This is a genomic window from Anaerobutyricum soehngenii (genome assembly GCF_009697165.1).
Taxonomy (GTDB): Bacteria; Bacillota; Clostridia; order Lachnospirales; family Lachnospiraceae; genus Anaerobutyricum; species Anaerobutyricum soehngenii.
In genome coordinates, this window is record NZ_VULP01000002.1 from 146,887 (window position 1) to 166,260 (window position 19,374).

A 19,374-nucleotide genomic window follows, 5' to 3' on the forward strand; every position below is an offset into this window, starting at 1 on the left:
TAATCAAGAAAATGATTAGTAAAAATGTATGAAAAAATAGGTGCAAACCAGTCAGTTTGATTACTAATCAAGAAGAAAACACGAGAGAAGTGCAATTCTGATTAATTTTTCAAAAATGATTAGTAATGTGCAGTATGAAGAGAAATACAGGGTAGAAAGTCAATTTGGTTTAATTAAAATAAATTTTAGAGGAAATGTAGAATGAACGGAAAGAAACGTACTACAACAAGAGATATTGCAAAAGCATGCTTTGTATCTCAGTCAGCAGTTTCGATGATATTAAGCGGTCGGGAAGATATTCATTTTGCCCCAGAGACAATTGAACGGGTAAAACGAACGGCAAAAGAGATGGGGTACGAATATAGGGGCAGAGCCAAAAAGAAAAAGACAGGGACAAACGATACGATTATGATCATGTGTCCTTCTCTGGCAACACAGTATTATACAACATTGATTCAGTTTATTACGCAGGAAGCACAGGAACATGGGTTGTATACGCTGATAGCCTATACGAATCGTTCAAAAGAAAGGGAAGAATATTACCTTAATATGGCATCAGATACCGGATTTTATGGGATTATCTACACGTATGCGCCAAGAGCGGTATCTTCTTTAAATCATTTATATGAAAAGCTTCCATTAGTCCTGATCAATGACCACAATCCAGATTTAAAGATGGAATTACTAGAACTTGACAGTAAAAAGTCTGGCCGGCTGATTGCAGCACATCTTTTAGAACTCGGTCATCGTGACATCGGTTACATGACCACCCCGCTATCGTCCATAGAAGTGCCAAGACGCAGGCGTTTAGAAGGAATGCAGGAAGAGTATGAGAGACAGGGACTGGATTCTTCTTTCATCCATGTCATTTCAGGGAAAAGAGAAGAACAGGAAACGATTACAGGAAATAAGCATTATGACACCGGATATGGCCTGACAAGAAAATATTTCAAAAAAAGAGAAGATATCTTAAAAAAGAAAGAAGAAACAAATGCAGAACTGGAGAATATCACAGCCTTTGTTGGGACGAACGACTTTGTGGCAATTGGGATTATGGATGCAATCACGAGCCTCGGATACCGCATACCAGAAGACTTTTCTGTATGTGGATTTGATAACACACTTGTAGCTTCTTTCTCAGGAATTTCTCTTACAACGATCGATCATTGTATTGGAGAAAAAGGAGCCTATGCGGTATCTATGCTTAGAAATCAGAGAACCCGCATGGAACAAAAAGACGATAAAAAAGAAAAGAAACGTCCAATCATGCGTTTAGAATATGAACCGCAATTAATAATAAGACATTCCACAGGAAAAAGAAAGTAGTTTACTATTTGATTCATTAGAGAAAACAGACGAAAAAAGAAATAATACCATATCCCATCTGCTCTGTAGTCGCTGTGTTTAAGATGCTTATCCGCATCTTAAACACGCTCCGAAGCCGCATCTGGGATATGGTATTATTTCTTTTTTCTGTGTTTTGGCTCCAGAAGGAATGAATACAATAGTCTTTGAGAGGGATAAGGGGGAGAGGTCAGAAGACTACTGCTTGCTCCGAGCCGCATCTGGAATATGGCATTATTTCTTTTTTCTGTGTTTTGGCTCCAGAAGGAACGAATGCAATAGTCTTTGGGAAAGAGAGGGGAAGGGGACAGAAGGTTGTGGCTTATTCTGATGTCATTTTCACTATGCAGAATCTTTTTTTCAAGTTTCACTGATGATAAGATGATGCCGCAAGCTATTACTTTACATGACAAATTTATCATTATATTGTCGCAATATATCATTTTTCTCTTCGGACGAGATACCTTCCGAGCAAGCAGAAGACTTCTGACCTCTCCCCCCTTAATTCCTCCCCAAAGACTATTGCATTCATTCCTTCTGGAGCCAACAAGCAGAAAATAAAAATATTAGCCCATAGCCAATATAATGTGAGAGCAAGTAAAAATGCCGGCAGGCATACTTTCTGGGTAGCAGAAGACTTCTGACCTCTCCCCCCTTAATTCCTCCCAAAGACTATTGCATTCATTACTTCTGGGGCCAACAAGCAGAAAATAAAAAGAATAGACCATAACAAATGTAATGTGAGAGCAAGTAAAAATGCCGAACAGGCATTTTCTACGCAGTGATATCTTTATATTTGTTATGGTCTATTCTTTTTATTTTCGTCTGTTTTCCTCTCAATGAATCAAATGGTTATTCTCCGTAGAAGTGAAATCCTTCTTCTCGTTGTTTTCTCCGAAGTGACCGTCTGATCTCTGCTCGTTCCCATTCTTTTCTGTCTTCTTCGGATTTTAAGATAAGGCGAGGGAGAATGGCAGGGCGGTTATCTGGTCCGAGACCGATTAGAGTTAGAAAAGCGCGATTGATCAATGCTCTTTTTCCATCTGTATTTTCTACATAAGTCTCTACCTTAACTTCCATGGAAGTATGTCCAACATGTGTGACTTTTCCAATGATGACAATGACATCTCGCTGAAAAGCACCATGTAAGAATTGAAGATTATCAACAGAAGCGGTAGTGACATTCATCTGGGAATGCCGTTTTGCCACGAGTGCGGCAACTTCATCAATCCACTGCATCAGAACGCCTCCAAAAAGGCGGCCTGCATCATTGAGATCAGATGGACGGATGATGTGTACAGTTTCTACAATAGATTCTTGTACCGTTTTAGCACGAAAATTCATAAAAAACCTCCTGGTCTGTTTAATGTACTCTCGGAGTCTTTCTTGCACTTGCTTTTGTGGCTGATTTCCCGCCAGTTGTACCCGAATTTCATTAACGTACGCACCGCGTACGCCTCAAAAATTTGGGCACAACTGACAAAAAATCTTCTCACAAAATCAAGCACAAAAAGATTCCGAGAGTACATTTTATTTTATTACAATCTCATGTTCTGCGGGCCCAAAAGTCAAAACACCGTTCGTGCTTGCACGATAAGGCGTTTGACTTTGAGACCCTGGTGTCATATAAAAATTATATCTCATCCATGCTAGATTAGCAATTTGAAGTTGAATATAAGGAATGCTTTGTGTATGTTTCGTCTGAAAAAAGGATGGGGGCATCATATTAGAATAACAAAAAAATATCATTCATTTTGCGAATGTAGAATAAAAGATGCAAAAAGCCTAAAAAAGAGGTAAAAAATGCATCTAGAGAGTAATCTATTGTGCAATGTGTATTTAAAATGGGTGACCCATTGTTGAAGTTGTATAGATTGTAATGCCCAATATTGAAATTTTCACCAAAAACATATTGTCTATATATGTTATAATGCCGAAAAAAATAAAAAGTATTGCATTATTTTAGTCAAGTGGTATAATACAAACATAAACATTGGGTGACCCATTAGAGGGTATGCAGAGGAGGTGCTGTATCGTTGTTTTTGAAGTTTTTTTTAGCAATACTGCCCATTTTATGGCTGATAATCGCGTTGAGTGTACTAAAAATTGCAGGTCATAAAGCTTGTTTAATCGCATTGGTGATTACGGCAGTATTAGCAGCAGGTTACTGGAAGTTGAGTCTCGTATGTACTGCGACAGCAGGACTTGAGGGCGTGCTTAATGCATTGTGGCCAATCTGTCTGGTTATTGTAGCGGCATTGTTTACATATAATCTGACGTTGGAAACCGGGGCGATGGAGTTGATTAAAAAGATGCTAGCCAGTGTTTCCGTTGACCAGAGAGTGTTACTTTTAATTATCGGATGGGGGTTCGGTAATTTCATGGAAGGTATGGCTGGATTCGGAACAGCGGTAGCGATTCCGGCATCGATGTTGGCAGCGATTGGTATTAATCCGATTCTTTCGGTTATTGCTTGTTTGGTTGTTAACTCCACACCGACAGCATTTGGTTCTGTTGGAGTTCCGACAGTAACACTTGCATCCGTAACAAATCTTGATGTTTTACAGTTGTCAGGAAATGTTGCATTGATTCAGGTAATTCTTACATTCTTGTCACCGTTCTTTATGGTATTTATCGTTGGAAAGGGATTCAAAGCAATAAAGAGTGTATTGCCAATGATTTTAATTGCTTCTCTTTCATTTACTGTACCATGGTTTATTGCTGCTCAGGTAATTGGATGTGAGCTTCCGAATATCATCGGATCGATTATTTCTATGATCTGTATGGTTGTGGCAGCAAGATTTTTAAATAAGAATCCGGAAGAAGAATACAGAGTAGCATTATCTGGTGAAGAAGAAAGCAGTGGATTTACTGCTTCGGAAGGTGTTAAAGCCTGGAGCCCATTTATTTTAATCTTTTTACTTTTGATGTTTACTTCAACGTTATGTCCGCCAATTCATAATCTGATTGCCGATATAAAGACGACAGTTACTGTGTATGCGGGAGAGAATCCTGGTTCTCTTTCCTTTAGCTGGATTAATACGCCAGGTGTTATGATTTTCATCGCCGCAATTATCGGTGGACTGATTCAGGGAGCTTCTTTTGGAACAATGGGAAAAGTTCTTGTAGAAACTCTGAAAAAATACTGGAAGACGATTCTTACGATCTGTTGCGTTATGGCAACAGCAAAGATTATGGGATACAGCGGAATGATTTCTGATATTGCAGCAGCATTAGTTGTTGTAGCAGGTCCGTTCTATCCATTGATTTCCCCATTGGTTGGAGCACTTGGAGCATTTGTTACAGGTTCCGGAACATCTACCTGTGTATTATTTGGTGGATTACAAAGCCAGACAGCGCTCTCTCTTGGACTGAATCCTTCATGGATGGCAGCGGCAAATGTTATGGGAGCCGGCATTGGAAAGATGATCTGTCCACAGGGTATTGCGATTGGGGCCGGTGCGATTGGTGCAGTTGGTTCTGAAAGTGAGATATTAAGAAAAGTATTTAAGTATTTTGTGATTTATGTAGTTATTGCCGGAATTATCTGTTATGCAGGTTCTATGGCAGGATTTTAACCGATGTATTAAGTTAAAGAAATTTTTAAAGAACTTTATTATTTTTTATATAAAGAGGAAATGATTAGGAGGTAGAAATATGTACAATCAGTTGACACCGGAAATTATCGAAGAAATTAAAAAAGTTTCCAATAATGTCTTCATGGGAGAAGAGATTAATCCGGACTATGCGAAGGACGAGATGCCGATTTATGGTACGCATATGCCAGATTTAGCAGTACAGCCACGCTCTACAGAAGAAGTTGCAGCAGTAATGAAGATTTGTTATGAGAATAATATTCCTGTAACACCTAGAGGAGCTGGTACAGGTCTTGCTGGTGGAGCAGTTCCATTATATGGTGGTGTTTTAATTGATATCTCAAAAATGAACAAGATTAAATCCTACGATATGGAAAACTTCGTTGTTGAAATTGAAGCTGGCGTTCTGTTAAATGATTTGGCAGAGGATTGTCAGTCGAAAGGAATGTTATATCCGCCGGATCCAGGTGAAAAGTTCGCATGTGTTGGTGGTAATGTAGCAACAAACGCAGGTGGTATGAGAGCTGTTAAATATGGAGCAACACGTGATTATGTAAGAGCTATGACCGTTGTATTACCAACTGGTGAGATTACACATCTTGGAGCAACTGTTTCCAAAACATCTTCAGGATATTCCTTATTAAATCTTATGATTGGTTCTGAAGGAACACTTGGTATTATCACAGAGTTAACATTAAAGATTATTCCAGCACCAAAAGCTGTTGCATCTTTAATTATCCCTTACGAAGATTTAGAGACAGCACTTGCAACCGTACCTAAATTTAAAATGGCTCACATGAATCCACAGGCGATTGAGTTCATGGAGAGAGAAATCGTACTTGCTTCTGAACGCTATGTTGGAAAGTCTGTATTCCCACAGGAAATGGACGGAATTCAGATTGGTGCATATCTTCTTGTTACATTAGATGGTAACAGTGAGGATGAAGTAGATGCATTGATCGAGCAGGCTGCAGAGCTTGTATTAGAAGCGGGAGCAATTGATGTATTAGTAGCAGATACATCTGCTAAGATGAAAGATGCATGGGCAGCACGTTCTTCTTTCTTAGAGGCTATCATGGAAGAAACAAAGCTTCTTGACGAGTGTGACGTAGTTGTACCTGTTAATAAGATTGCAGAATACCTTACATTTGTAAATAAGACCGGAGAAGAATGTGGTCTTGTTATCAAATCCTTCGGACATGCCGGAGATGGAAACCTTCATATCTACCAGTGCTCCAATGATCTGGAAGAAGAAGAGTTTAAGAAGAGAGTAGATAAATTCTTTGACATTATTTATAAAGAAGCAACAAATTGCGGCGGTCTTGTTTCCGGTGAACATGGAATTGGCTCAGGTAAAGTAAAATATCTTGTTGATTCTGTTGGAGAAACAAACATGGCAATCATGGAAGGCATCAAGAGAGTATTTGACCCTAAGATGATTTTAAATCCAGGCAAAGTTTGCTACCGTCTGTAATATTAAGGAGGAAGAAGAATGAATATTTGTGTTTGTATCAAACAAGTACCTGATACTAATGAGATTAAGGTAGATCCAGTTACACATACACTGGTAAGAAAGGGAGTTCCAAGTATTGTAAATCCTTTTGATACCTATGCACAGGAAGTAGGTGTCCGCTTAAAAGAAAAATTAGGCGGCAAAGTAGTTGTTATTTCCATGGGACCAGAACAGGCTAAAGAAGCAATTAAAACCTGTCTTTCTGTAGGAGCTGACGCAGGATATCTTATTTCCAGCAGAAAGTTCGGCGGATCAGATACATTAGCAACAAGCTATATCCTCTCTGAAGCAATCAAAGCAGTAGAGGAAAAAGAAGGATTAAAATTTGATTTAATTCTCTGTGGTAAACAGGCAGTTGACGGTGATACCGCACAGGTTGGACCGGAAATCGCAGAACATCTTGGACTTCCACAGATTACATATGCATTAGACATCATTGAAAAAGACGGAGATATCCAGGTAAAACGTGAATGTGATGAAGGTTATGATATGATTTCTACACAGCTTCCGGCAGTAGTTACAGTAGTTAGACTTCCTTACGAACCTAGATACCCAACCATCAAGAGCAAAATGGCTGCAAAGAAAAAAGAGATTCCTGTTCTTACAGAAGAAGACATTCCTGCAATCAATCTGGAGCGTTGCGGATTAAGTGGTTCTCCAACAAAAGTAAAGAAGACATATACACCAGTAACAGAAAAGAATGGTGTAAAACTTCAGGATATTGAAGCAGAAGATGCAGCAAAACAGGTTGTTAAATTAATTTACGACGCAAAAATTTTGTAAGGAGGACTGAAGAATGAATCTTGCAGATTATAAAAATATTTGGGTTTTTATTGAAACAGAATGTGGTAAGCCAAAAAATGTTGGTTTTGAATTAATCAACGCAGCAAAACCACTTGCACAGGAAAAAGGCTGTGAATTGATCGCAGTTGTTATTGGTAAAGACATTGAAGGTGTTGCAAAAGATGCCATCTGCTATGGTGCAGATTCCGCAATTATCGTTGATGGACCAGAATATGAATACTATACAACAGATGCTTTTGCAAAAGCACTTGTTGCATTAGTAGAAAAATATAAACCAGAAACATTGATGATTGGTGCTACAAACAATGGTCGTGATTTAGGACCTAGAGTTTCCTGTAGATTAAAAACAGGTCTTACTGCAGACTGTACAGCAATCGCAATCGATGAAGAGACAGGAAATGTTGCATGGACACGTCCTACATTTGGTGGAAACCTGATGGCAACAATCATGTGTCCGGAAAACCGCCCTCAGATGGGTACTGTTCGTCCGGCAGTATTTAAAAAAGGTGCTTATGATGAAGCAAAAACAGGTGAGATCGTAAAAGAAGAGATTACGGTAGCAGCAGATGAAATTCGTACAACCCTCATAGAGAGAGTAAAAGAAGTTGCTGAATCTATTAATCTTGAAGAAGCAGAGATTATTGTTTCCGGTGGACGTGGAGTTGGTTCTCAGGAAAACTTCCAGTTATTACAGGATCTTGCCGATGTACTTGGCGCAACTGTTGGATGTAGCCGTGCAGTAGTAGATGCAGGCTGGATGCCACATGCACATCAGGTAGGACAGTCTGGTAAAACAGTTGCTCCGAAGTTATATTTCGCAATCGGTATTTCCGGTGCAATTCAGCATGTAGCAGGTATTTCCGGTGCTGATACGATTGTAGCAATCAATAAGGATCCAGATGCTCCAATCTTTGATGTAGCAGATTACGGAATCGTTGGAAACTTAAATGAAGTAGTTCCAGCGTTAACAGAAGCATTCAAAGCACAGAAAGCTTAAAGCTTGATAGCATATATAGAAAAAAATATTAAAAAGTTTGTCAATGGCCGACCTTCCTTTAACGGAAGGTCAGACCTGAACATATAAAAGCAATATATTAATCAGACAGAGATTTCTAGTACGATATAAAATGAAATAGCCGTCAGATAATAGTATTGTGAATGAAGTCACAGGCAAATTGTTAAAAAAAAATCAAACAAGCAATTATAACAGCAATAATATTTATTGTGGTATTATTTTAAATTCAATATTTTAAATTCAAAATTAAAAAACAATGTGTTAAAAATGACCGGACAGGAGGAAATAGTTATGAATTTTAGACAGGACGAGGAACATCAGGATATATTAGAAATGGTGCATGACTTTGCAGTAAACGAAGTAAAACCTTTAGCTGCTGAAATCGACAGAACAGAAGAGTTCCCAATGAAGAATGTCAAAATGATGGCTGAAATGGGACTGATGGGAATTCCTTTCCCAGAAGAGTACGGCGGAGCTGGAATGGATACATTAGCATATATCCAGACAGTAGAAGAATTAAGTAAATACTGTGCATCTACAGGTGTTATTCTTTCCGCTCATACATCCTTATGTGCAACACCTATTTATCAGTTTGGTTCCGAAGAACAGAAAAAGAAATATCTTCCTAAATTATGTTCAGGTGAATGGATTGGTGCTTTCGCATTAACAGAACCTAACGCTGGTACAGATGCATCAGGCCAGCAGACAGTTGCAGTAGATGCTGGTGACCACTGGGTATTAAACGGATCTAAGATTTTTATTACAAATGCAGGAGCAGCAAATGTATTCTTCGTACTTGCTATGACAGATAAATCTCAGGGAACAAAAGGTATCTCCGCATTTATCGTAGAAAAAGGATACAAAGGATTCTCTATCGGAAAACATGAAGATAAATTAGGTATTCGTGCTTCTTCTACATGTGAACTTATTTTTGAAGACTGTATCGTTCCTAAGGAAAACCTTGTTGGTGAACTTGGAAAAGGTTTCAAATATGCAATGATGACATTAGATGGTGGACGTGTTGGTATTGCAGCACAGGCACTTGGTATTGCAGAAGGTGCATTAGAGGAAACAACAAAGTACATCACAGAGAGAAAACAGTTCGGAAGAAGAATTTCTCAGTTCCAGAATACACAGTTTGAAATGGCACAGATGCGTGCACAGACAGAAGCAGCTAAGCTTCTTGTATATCAGGCAGCATGTGCAAAAGATGATCATGAACCATTCTCACATAAAGCAGCTATGGCAAAACTTGTAGCAGCAAGAAACGCTATGGATGTAACAACACGCTGCTTACAGTTATACGGTGGATATGGATATACAAAAGATTATCCAATCGAGAGAATGATGCGTGATGCTAAGATTACAGAAATTTATGAAGGTACTTCTGAAGTACAGATGATGGTTATCTCTGGATGGATGGGTGTTAAATAAGGAGTTGAGCAGCATGGATATGAAATTACCTTTTTCAACTACCGGTATGATGCTGCATCTTGACGATTCGATGGACTACGAGGTTTTATCCTCGTCCATCGAGTCCATGCCAAAGAGCGATAAGACAGAAGATGAGATCGTTCTTGATGCAATGGCACATCCGATTGGTTCTCCAAAGCTTTCTGAGCTTGCAAAAGGAAAAGAAAATGTAGTAATCATTTGTTCCGACCACACCAGACCTGTTCCAAGTAAACATATTATTCCCTTTATGTTAAAGGAAATCAGAGAAGGTAATCCGGATGCAAAGATCACCCTTTTAATTGCTACAGGATTTCACAGAGCAACAACGAGAGAAGAGTTAGTTGGTAAGTTTGGAGAAGAAATCGTAGATCATGAACATATTGTTATTCATGACAGCCAGGATATGGACGCAATGGAGAACATAGGAACTTTGCCATCTGGGGCCCCTCTTTTGATTAACAAGGTTGCAGCAAATGCAGATCTTCTTGTAAGTGAGGGATTCATTGAAACACATTTCTTTGCAGGTTTCTCCGGAGGAAGAAAGAGCATCCTTCCGGGAGTATCTAGTAAAGTCACAGTGCTTGGAAATCACTGTTCTAAATTTATTGATTCTCCATATAGCAGAACTGGAATTTTAGAAGGAAATCCGATTCATAAAGATATGGTAGCTGCCAGTAAAATGGCACATCAGAAATATATTGTTAATGTAATTATTGACGCAGATAAAAAAGTGGTACACGCCGTTGCAGGCGATGCGATAGAAGCCCATGCCGCAGGATGCAAATTCCTGCAGGATTATTGTCAGGTAGTTCCTAAAAAAGCCGCAGACATCGCTATTTCAACCAACGGCGGATACCCGCTTGACCAGAATATGTATCAGTCCGTAAAAGGAATGACTGCCGCAGAGGCAGCAGCCAAAGATGATGGTATTCTTATCATGGTTTCCAATTGTGGTGACGGACATGGAGGAGAAGGTTTCTATGAAGCTTTGAAAAACTGCTCCAGTCCGGCAGACCTTATGGAAGAAATCTTAAAAGTTCCACAGGATCAGACAAAACCAGATCAGTGGGAATATCAGATACAATGTCGTATCTTAATGCAGCACAAAGTCATCTATGTTATGTGCGAAGAAAATCGTAAGATGGCACAGGAGATGGGATTTGCTGTTGCAAATGATGTAAACGAAGCTCTTGAGATGGCAATAAAAGAAAAGGGAAAAGATGCCCATATTTCAATTATTCCGGATGGAGTTTCCGTTATGGTAAAAAAACCAGAAAATTAATAGTCAAACATGTTTGCTTAATGTGAAATTCATTTTTCGCATTTTGTAGGCGGGCCTGCAAATGAGCAGCAGGTCCGCCATTTTTTTAGTATAATGATTCGGTAGCAGAGAAATTTGGGATGCGCATTTATTTCCCTTGTATTGTTAATATTTTGCACTTGCAAAAAAAGCAGGAATCCTATAAAATAAACATTTAGAAATAAAGAATGATAAAAATCTAACAGAAATGTGACGGGGAGGCGACAAAAAAATGAATGAATTCACAGATTTTAAAACCTACAAAATGAAGAATAAAAAGATATACCAATATGTATTTGATTATTTTTCTGAGCAGATTTTATCTGGTGAATTAAAGATAAATGACAAGATTTTACCAGAAAGAGAAATCGCAGAGAAGCTGGATGTAAGTCGTAATTCCATTCGTGAAGTAATGCATATGTTAGAAATTAACGGACTGCTTGATTGTCGTCAGGGAAGCGGGAACTATATCCGCTGTGAACCGCAGGAATATATGATACAGTTCATGAATATGGTCATGGCGCTTCATAAAATTGAGTATACAGAAGTATATGATATCCGTATGGGATATGAAACCGTAGCGTTACAGTTAGCGATTAAAAATGCAACAGAAGAGGAAATTGAACAGCTTCATCAGATTTTAATAAAGATGGATGAGGTTGAAGATCCAAAAGAGAGTGGTAGGCTGGATATGGAGTTTCATAACAAGCTGATCGCAGCATCTCATAATCGTCTGATCGTATTATATTCATCAATGATCGCAGAATTAATGAATCGGTTTATCTCAGATTTTCGTGTTCGTATTATGGCAGATCCAAGACAGGCAGAAGCGTTAAGGCGAGCGCACTGGAATATTTATGATTCTTTAGTAGCGAAGGATTTTGTAGCGGGAAGCTTTGCGATGCAGAGACATTTTGATATAGTAGGTGAGAAGCTTGAGTACCTGCAGAAACAATTGGATAATTAAGAGAGAAAACTTCTGTTTATTTTAGCTGACATTGACCGAAATTATGCATTGAGCCGCTTGCGTACGTTTGGCTCGAATTTAAAAATTTCGGTAGAAATAAAGCAAAAATAAACAGAAGTTTTTCTATAAGAAAATGTCTGCTAATAAAAAATGTCTGTTAATTTACCCGATGTAAAAGCAGATATTTCTGCCGGGTAGCCATACCCCCTCGTATATGCCGCTCAGATTTATTGATATCTAAAATATCACGCACCTCTTCAGCGAGATGATGATCGATCTGTGGGAGACGTTCTGTAAGATCTTTATGTACAGTCGATTTACTAACTCCGAATTTTGTAGCAGTCTTTCGTACGGTAGCCTTAGAATCAATAATATATCTTCCTACTTCAATCGCACGTAATTCAATGTAATCTTTCATAATAAAAGTCCTGTCTTAAAATCTTTTTACCATCATATGAAAAAGATAACAAAGACATGCAAAAAACATTTCTGTTTTTGTGTCTATTCTATACTTATCATACGTAACCTACTTCTATTATTTATATGTTCAGTTCACTGCCTTCTGGAAAAAATGATACAAAAAAACACCGTTCTGATGGCTGATAGGAAACGGTGTTCTTGCGAGCAGTCACTATTGAAGGAGGAGGAGTGACTGCTCTATTGGATAATTTAATTGAATAGTTGAGACGAGATGAAATCGTATCACTCATCTTGGCTTAAGTATACCAATTTTCGATAAAAATGTCTATGCATGAGTTTGCCAAGAATAACCGTTTTTTTTCGTTTTTTCTTGGCATTATGAATAAATTGGGTTATATTGCATTGATAGGAGAACAATTATTATGAGCAAAATAACTAATTGTTCCTGAAAACAAACAAAAAATGACGGTTGAAAGACGTATAGAAAGGAATAAAAACGGAAAAAGAAAGTGTTTTACCGTTGTTTTTCTTTTGGTACAATAAAGACAGTAGAATAGGGAAAATAGAATATAGAAGAGAGCTGTGTTATCAATAAGTATTGCGACTGATGGTAAAAAATGAAAATCAGAGTGTGTTTGAAAATTTTTTTGTAATTGAGATAGGTGGATTACTTTTTGCATTTTCAAATATACTCTGGAAAATAAGACTGGAAATAAGGGAGAGCAGTAATTGGATATGCTAGTAAAAAAGGAAAAAATATTTGACAATATCGTAGCAGTTTCTGGTACAAAAAAGGAAGCAATAAGAACGATAAGCAGACTTTGCGCAAAACAGACTATGTTGGATGCGACACAGTTAGAGGAAGCATTCTGGAAGAGAGAAGAGTGGGATTCGACAGGATGTGGTGAGGGGATTGCCATTCCTCATGCAATTATAAAAGAAATTGATGAAGTACAGTTATTTATTGTCCGATTTCGATATCCTATAGAGTGGGAGTCATTTGATGACAAAAAAGTAGATATTGCATTTGCGATTATCGCACCAGAAGAGAAGGGACAGGAAAAATATCTGGTGTTTTTGTCCAGGCTTGCCAGAAAACTTGTGGATGAGAAGTTTATTGCTGATTTTCGTAATTGCAGGAGCACAGAGGCAGTTTATCAGTATGTAAAGAATGAATTGGAATGATTTTGGAATATTTTAAGAATAATGTTCAAAGAGCAATTATAGAGGAAAGATATGAAAATAATTGGAGTTACCAAGTGCCCTACCGGAATCGCACATACCTATATGGCAGCAGCCCGCATAGAAAAGGAATGTGAGAGACTGGGCTATGAGGTGAAAGTAGAAACACAAGGCTCGCAGGGGACGGAAAATAAGCTGACCAAACGGGAGATTGCAAAAGCGGATTATGTAATCATAGCCGCGGATGTAGTAATTGAGGAGCCAGAGAGATTTTATGGCAAGTGGGTTTTAAAAACAAGAATCAAACCGTTATTAAAGAATACACAGGGTGTTTTTGAGCGGTTAGAACAAGATAGTTTCATTATGGGAGGGGCTTCTTTTCAAAATGAGAATAATCAAAACAGAAATGAAAACTCTGGAAATATAGAGAATTTTCAAAATAAAAATGCAAAAGATAAAAATGCTGAAAATACAGAAGATAAAAATATTGAAAACAGAGAAAAAAATGGAGATGCGGTAAACCAAAATATAACGTACCAAAATGCGATAAATAGAAGTAGAATAGTTGAAAATACGCAAGAAAATCAGAAAGCTGAAAAGATAGTCGGAAAAGGCTATAGGCAAGAACTGGAAAATGAACAGTCAATAGCTGGGAACAATAAAGCAAAACAAAGTGATAAAAATAATAAGAATAAGATAGTAAAAACAAAAAAAGAAAAAAAACAGGAGAAAGAGCCCAAAGATCTTTCAGATATTGATATTATAGGACAGCTTATGAATGGAGCCTCCTATATGATACCATTTGTTGTTGTGGGAGGGCTGTTAGTATCGCTGTCGGTATCAATGGGAGCACAGACTTCTGCAGATGGAACGGTTGTCTATATTGGTTTATGGAATAAGATTCATGCTATCGGGAATCTTGCCTTTACGCTGATGTATCCAATTTTGTCAGGTTTTATTGCTTTTTCTATTGCAGGAAGGGCAACCCTTGCTCCGGCGATGATCGGGGCGATGGTGGCAACAGATGGAGAGATTCTTGGAACGGAGGGAGGAACGGGATTTATCGGTTGTATTATTGTCGGCTATCTTGTTGGTTATCTTGTGAAATGGATGAACAGCTGGAATCTTGCTAAGGAGTTTAAGCCGATGATGCCAATATTTATTATTCCGCTGACCGGTGTCGCAGTAGTATCCGCTTTGTTTATATTTGTGGTTGGAAAGCCAGTTACACTGATAACGGATCTGTTAAACAGTTTGCTTGTGGAACTTGCGAAGAATCCTTCCAGTGCAGTTGTGCTTGGTATTGTGCTTGGTGCGATGGTTGGCATAGATATGGGAGGTCCGATCAATAAGGTCGCCTTTTTCTTTGGTGTGACTTCAATTGCACAGGGAAATCTTCAGATTATGGGGATTGTATCTACTTCCATTGCAGTGGCTCCGCTCTCTATGGGAATCGCAGCAGTTGTTGGAAAAGATAAGTTCACACCTGAGGAAAAGAGTGCAGGAATATATACTATATTTATGGGAATCATAGGAATCAGCGAGGGGGCGATACCTTTTGCAGCTTCTGACCCCGGACACGTTCTTCCGGCAGTTGTTGCAGGTTCTGCACTTACTGGAGCGGCTGCTGCTGTGTGCGGCGTGACTTCGGCTGTGCCACATGGGGGCTTAGTTGTGGCTTTATTTAAAGCTACGAACTATATGTCATTATATTTTCTTTGTGTGATGGCAGGAACAGCACTTTCTATTGCAATCGTATTAGCATTTAAGAGACGACAAGAAAAAAATAGATAAAATTCCAGTAGATAGAAAACAACAGTACAAAGTTGACATTTTTTTCAAAAAAATACCCTTTCACATATTGAAATTGCAAGTAAAATGAAATAAAATCTTAAGTTAAGCACATCTTTTGTTCAAAAATAAGTCAAACTATGAGTTTTACATTTTTGAAGAATTTGATAGAATTTTTGGTGAGTGAGGAGTGGTTCGTAAACATGAGATTCACAAGACGGGATATGAAGATGATAGAGTACTTAAGAGATTATGAAGTTGTCGAATTTAAGGCTATGTCAGAGTATCTGGGAGTATCTGTAAAGACTTTGAAGAATCAGTTAAAGGAGTTGTCCGAGACACTGAAAGAATTCGGAGTGGATGTCCAGTTTGTTTCGAGTAATCAAATACTTGTAAAGGGGCATGAGAAGTTTGCGGAAGTGATGAGTGTGAGCATCCCTCGCTTTGAGATGGAATTTGAGAGAAGATTCCTCTTACTTCTGGTACTACATGATAATTTCCTTACCATACAGGAAATTGCAGATGAGCTTTTAGTAAGCAAGTCTTACGCAGAGAAGCATTTAGCGGCAATCATGAAAAAGTATCAGGAAGATATTCAGGCACAGCGGCATTATGGTATCCGCTATGCAGCATCCCAGAATAAGAGAAGAGAGGTATTTGTAAAGATACTTTTTCCATATTTATTCGGGGAGGATTACATCGTAGCTTTGGAGCAGTTTGATAGTCTCCATTTTCCACTGTTTCATTATTTTACAAAGGAACAGATGTTAAGGACAAGAGGAGCAATTCAGGCATTGCAGAGGCTGGAATGGTTTCAGCTTACTGATGAATCCTTGCAGCAGCTTTTCCTTTATATTTTGTTTCTCACGCGTCATGCAGACCGTGAGAATACAGAAAAGCTGGTTGCGGTACAGGAAGATTTTATTAATACGCAGGAATTTGACGGATTGTATGAATGGATACCTGGATGGTGTCAGGAATTTCGTCTGCCGGATTCTAAAGAAGAACTGCGATATATGTATACATTACTGTTATCGCTACGTAAACAAAAAATCGCCTGTCAGGACCAGATTATAGATAAGATGCGGCATCCGATTAAGGAGATTCTTAAAGGAATCAGCGAGAGACTCAGTGCAGATTTCAGCGAGGACGAAGATTTGATTGAGGGGTTATCTTCTCATATTTATACGACGATTCTTCGTGGAAATCATTTGGATGTTGAGACAGATGAATATATGTTAAAGTCCATGAAACGTCAGTATCCTTTTGGATTTGAGATGGCGGCCATTGCGGCAGATTACATAGCAGATATCTATAATCTGTCTATGAAAGAGAATGATCTTATTTATTTAGCCATTCATTTTCAGGCGGCGATAGAGCGAATGAAGGATGCGGGTGAGAAGACGAAAATTATTATTGTCTGTCATTTCGGTGCGGCAGCGGCCAGAATTATCCGCTCTAAAATCGAGAGAAAGCTTGTTGGTGTGGAAGTCACGGGAATGTATTCCCTGCAGGAATTTAAGCAGCTTAAGAATCCAGATTGCGACTGCATTGTGACAACCGAGCGCATTCTCAAAGCTGATTTTCCGATTATCTACATTTCAATGGCTCTTCCGGAGCGTGAGATGCAAAAGATTAAGGAAGGAATTAAAGAAATTCAGGTAAACCATTTATTGGAATTAAATATATTAGAAGCAATTATTCTTCCAATAGAAGAAAAAGATATGGAATCCGCAGTAAAAGCGATGGTACAGCCACTTTTAGAAGAAGATTTTGTAACAGAAGAATATTTGCAGTCTGTTCTCGAAAGAGAGGAGATGTCTTCCACAAGTTTAAACCACATTGCCCTGCCACATGGAAATCCGGCAATGGTTCAGAATACAAGACTTGTCATTGGAAGAATGAATCATCCGATTTTGTGGGATGATTCTAAAGTAAGCTGTGCATTTTTATTCGCAGTATCCTCAGAGATGCTCAAAGAAAAACCGATGCTTTTTAATACATTTTATCGGACGATGGCAGATCCGGAAGTAGAGGAAAGTATCAAAAAACTTCAGATGGAAAAGAATCTTCCAGATGAGGTTTTTAGACAAAAGCTGTTTCAAATATTGAGATAGAGTAACTAATAATTTCTAACAGGAGAGGAAAGGATGTGAAGTTAACATGGTAGGAATTATTCTCGCAACACATGGCAATTTTGCGACCGGTATCCAGCAGTCAGCTTCCATGATTTTTGGTGAACAGCCAAACGTGGCAGCCGTAACACTGCAGCCTAACGAAGGACCGGATGATGTGAGAAAGAAAATGGAAGAAGCAGTTGCATCTTTCGAAGACCCGGAACAGGTGTTAATTCTCGTTGATTTATGGGGAGGTACTCCATTTAATCAGGCTAATGGCCTGATCGCTGGTCACGAGGATACATGGGCAATTGTTGCTGGTCTTAACCTGCCAATGCTCATTGACGCTTACGCTTCCCGTATGATGATGGATACAGCACATGAACTTGCTGTTCAGATTTCCGGAAGTGCAAAAGAAGGCGTTAAGATTTACCCAGAAAGCTTAGAGCCAAAGGAAGAGAAAAAGGTAGCAGCTACTTCTGATGGACAGCCAAGGGGAGCATTACCAGAAGGAACTGTAGTAGGAGATGGAAAGATTAAATATGTGCTTGCACGTATCGACTCCCGTCTGCTCCATGGACAGGTAGCAACAGCATGGACAAAGACTACAGGACCAAACAGAATTATCGTTGTATCTGACGGTGTAGCACACGATGACCTTCGTAAGAGCATGATTCGTGAAGCAGCGCCTCCAGGGGTAAAAGCGAACGTAGTTCCAATCAGCAAGATGATTCAGGTAGCAAAAGATACCCGTTTTGGAAACACAAAGGCATTATTATTATTTGAAACACCGCAGGATGCTCTTGCAGCAATCAAAGGTGGAGTAGATATTAAGGAACTTAACATTGGTTCTATGGCTCACTCTGTTGGCAAGGTAGCAGTCAGCAAAGTATTATCTTTAGATGAAAAAGATATTGAGACATTCGAAGAACTTAAGAAGTTAGGCGTTAAGTTTGATGTTCGTAAAGTTCCAAGTGATTCTCAGGATAACATGGATGAAATCCTGAAAAAAGCAAAAGCTGAATTAGCAAAATAGTATTTAACAATTAATATTAGGAGGAAACGTCATGTCAATTATTTCAATGATCTTAGTTGTTATAGTTGCCTTTCTCGCTGGTATCGAAGGTGTTGTTGATGAATTCCAGTTCCATCAGCCTTTGGTAGCATGTACATTGATTGGTCTGGTAACAGGCAATCTTGAGGCAGGTATTGTTCTTGGTGGTAGTCTTCAGATGATCGCTCTTGGATGGGCTAACATCGGAGCTGCTGTAGCACCGGATGCAGCTTTAGCATCTGTTGCATCTGCTATTATTCTTGTTCTTGGTGGACAGGGAGTAAAAGGTGTAAGTACAGCGATTGCTGTAGCTATCCCTCTTGCTGTAGCAGGTTTATTCTTAACAATGGTTGTTCGTACTCTTTCTGTAGCATGTGTTCACCGTATGGACGCTGAAGCTGAAAAAGCAAACTTCAAGGGTATTGAATTATGGCACATCATTGCCATTTGTTTACAGGGACTTCGTATTGCAATCCCGGCAGCATGTCTTCTTGCAATCCCTACTGAAACAGTACAGAACTTCTTACAGTCTATGCCTGCATGGTTAACAGATGGTATGTCCATCGGTGGTGGTATGGTAGTAGCCGTTGGTTATGCAATGGTTATCAACATGATCGCAACAAAAGAAGTTTGGCCATTCTTCGCAATCGGTTTCTGTCTGGCAGCTATTTCAGACCTTACACTGATCGCACTTGGTGCAATCGCTCTTGCAATCGCTTTCATCTACATCAACTTATCTGAAAAAGGTGGAAACGGAAACGGTGGCGGAAACGTTGGTGATCCACTCGATGACATTTTAAATGACTATTAAGAAGT

The 19,374-nt window shown here is 38.8% G+C and carries 15 protein-coding genes; 13 read left to right on the forward strand and 2 right to left on the reverse strand.

What is annotated here, in order from left to right; genetic code table 11:
- Positions 1–201: 201 nt before the first annotated feature.
- Positions 202–1,326 carry a LacI family DNA-binding transcriptional regulator gene (locus FYJ25_RS02120; RefSeq protein WP_154580406.1) on the forward strand — a complete coding sequence of 375 codons (1,125 nt, stop codon included), beginning with the start codon at positions 202–204 and terminating at the stop codon, positions 1,324–1,326.
- A gap of 870 nt (positions 1,327–2,196) precedes the next feature.
- On the opposite strand, the gene FYJ25_RS02125 is transcribed toward FYJ25_RS02120, so the two are convergent.
- Positions 2,197–2,688: an acyl-CoA thioesterase gene (locus tag FYJ25_RS02125; RefSeq protein ID WP_021907148.1), complete on the reverse strand. Its 492-nt coding sequence runs from the start codon at positions 2,686–2,688 to the stop codon at positions 2,197–2,199.
- Between the two features lie 692 nt (positions 2,689–3,380).
- Here FYJ25_RS02125 and FYJ25_RS02130 point away from each other — a divergent pair.
- The 7 genes from FYJ25_RS02130 to FYJ25_RS02160 all read left to right on the forward strand — a co-directional run bounded on the left by FYJ25_RS02130 (position 3,381) and on the right by FYJ25_RS02160 (position 11,994).
- A complete protein-coding gene (locus FYJ25_RS02130) occupies positions 3,381–4,922 on the forward strand; it encodes an L-lactate permease (protein ID WP_096239523.1) in 1,542 nt (513 codons plus the stop codon).
- A gap of 79 nt (positions 4,923–5,001) precedes the next feature.
- On the forward strand, positions 5,002–6,414 hold the full coding sequence (locus FYJ25_RS02135; protein WP_096239524.1) for a D-lactate dehydrogenase: 1,413 nt from the start codon (positions 5,002–5,004) through the stop codon (positions 6,412–6,414).
- 18 nt (positions 6,415–6,432) lie between these two features.
- Positions 6,433–7,236, forward strand: a complete 804-nt coding sequence (locus FYJ25_RS02140) for an electron transfer flavoprotein subunit beta/FixA family protein (protein WP_021907151.1) — start codon at positions 6,433–6,435, stop codon at positions 7,234–7,236.
- A 13-nt stretch (positions 7,237–7,249) separates the two neighbouring features.
- Positions 7,250–8,254, forward strand: coding sequence for an electron transfer flavoprotein subunit alpha/FixB family protein (locus tag FYJ25_RS02145; RefSeq protein WP_021907152.1), 1,005 nt, complete (start codon positions 7,250–7,252; stop codon positions 8,252–8,254).
- 309 nt (positions 8,255–8,563) lie between these two features.
- A complete protein-coding gene (locus FYJ25_RS02150; RefSeq protein WP_021907153.1) occupies positions 8,564–9,706 on the forward strand; it encodes an acyl-CoA dehydrogenase in 1,143 nt (380 codons plus the stop codon).
- Between the two features lie 13 nt (positions 9,707–9,719).
- Entirely contained in the window at positions 9,720–11,009 is a 1,290-nt protein-coding gene (gene larA, locus FYJ25_RS02155) for a nickel-dependent lactate racemase (RefSeq protein ID WP_021907154.1), read from the forward strand.
- 250 nt (positions 11,010–11,259) lie between these two features.
- Positions 11,260–11,994: a FadR/GntR family transcriptional regulator gene (locus FYJ25_RS02160; protein ID WP_154580407.1), complete on the forward strand. Its 735-nt coding sequence runs from the start codon at positions 11,260–11,262 to the stop codon at positions 11,992–11,994.
- Positions 11,995–12,151: 157 nt separating this feature from the next.
- Here the strand turns inward: FYJ25_RS02160 and spoIIID are convergent, their stop codons facing one another.
- On the reverse strand, positions 12,152–12,412 hold the full coding sequence (spoIIID, locus tag FYJ25_RS02165; protein ID WP_021907156.1) for a sporulation transcriptional regulator SpoIIID: 261 nt from the start codon (positions 12,410–12,412) through the stop codon (positions 12,152–12,154).
- A gap of 737 nt (positions 12,413–13,149) precedes the next feature.
- Here spoIIID and FYJ25_RS02170 point away from each other — a divergent pair.
- The 5 genes from FYJ25_RS02170 (at position 13,150) to FYJ25_RS02190 (ending at position 19,369) form a co-directional block, all read left to right on the forward strand.
- Entirely contained in the window at positions 13,150–13,599 is a 450-nt protein-coding gene (locus FYJ25_RS02170; protein ID WP_154580408.1) for a PTS sugar transporter subunit IIA, read from the forward strand.
- A gap of 51 nt (positions 13,600–13,650) precedes the next feature.
- On the forward strand, positions 13,651–15,390 hold the full coding sequence (locus tag FYJ25_RS02175) for a PTS fructose transporter subunit IIC (protein ID WP_154580409.1): 1,740 nt from the start codon (positions 13,651–13,653) through the stop codon (positions 15,388–15,390).
- Between the two features lie 200 nt (positions 15,391–15,590).
- Positions 15,591–17,504 carry a BglG family transcription antiterminator gene (locus FYJ25_RS02180; RefSeq protein ID WP_167513758.1) on the forward strand — a complete coding sequence of 638 codons (1,914 nt, stop codon included), beginning with the start codon at positions 15,591–15,593 and terminating at the stop codon, positions 17,502–17,504.
- 46 nt (positions 17,505–17,550) lie between these two features.
- Entirely contained in the window at positions 17,551–18,540 is a 990-nt protein-coding gene (locus FYJ25_RS02185; protein WP_154580411.1) for a mannose/fructose/sorbose PTS transporter subunit IIB, read from the forward strand.
- Positions 18,541–18,571: 31 nt separating this feature from the next.
- Positions 18,572–19,369: a PTS mannose/fructose/sorbose transporter subunit IIC gene (locus FYJ25_RS02190; protein ID WP_154580412.1), complete on the forward strand. Its 798-nt coding sequence runs from the start codon at positions 18,572–18,574 to the stop codon at positions 19,367–19,369.
- Positions 19,370–19,374: the final 5 nt, after the last annotated feature.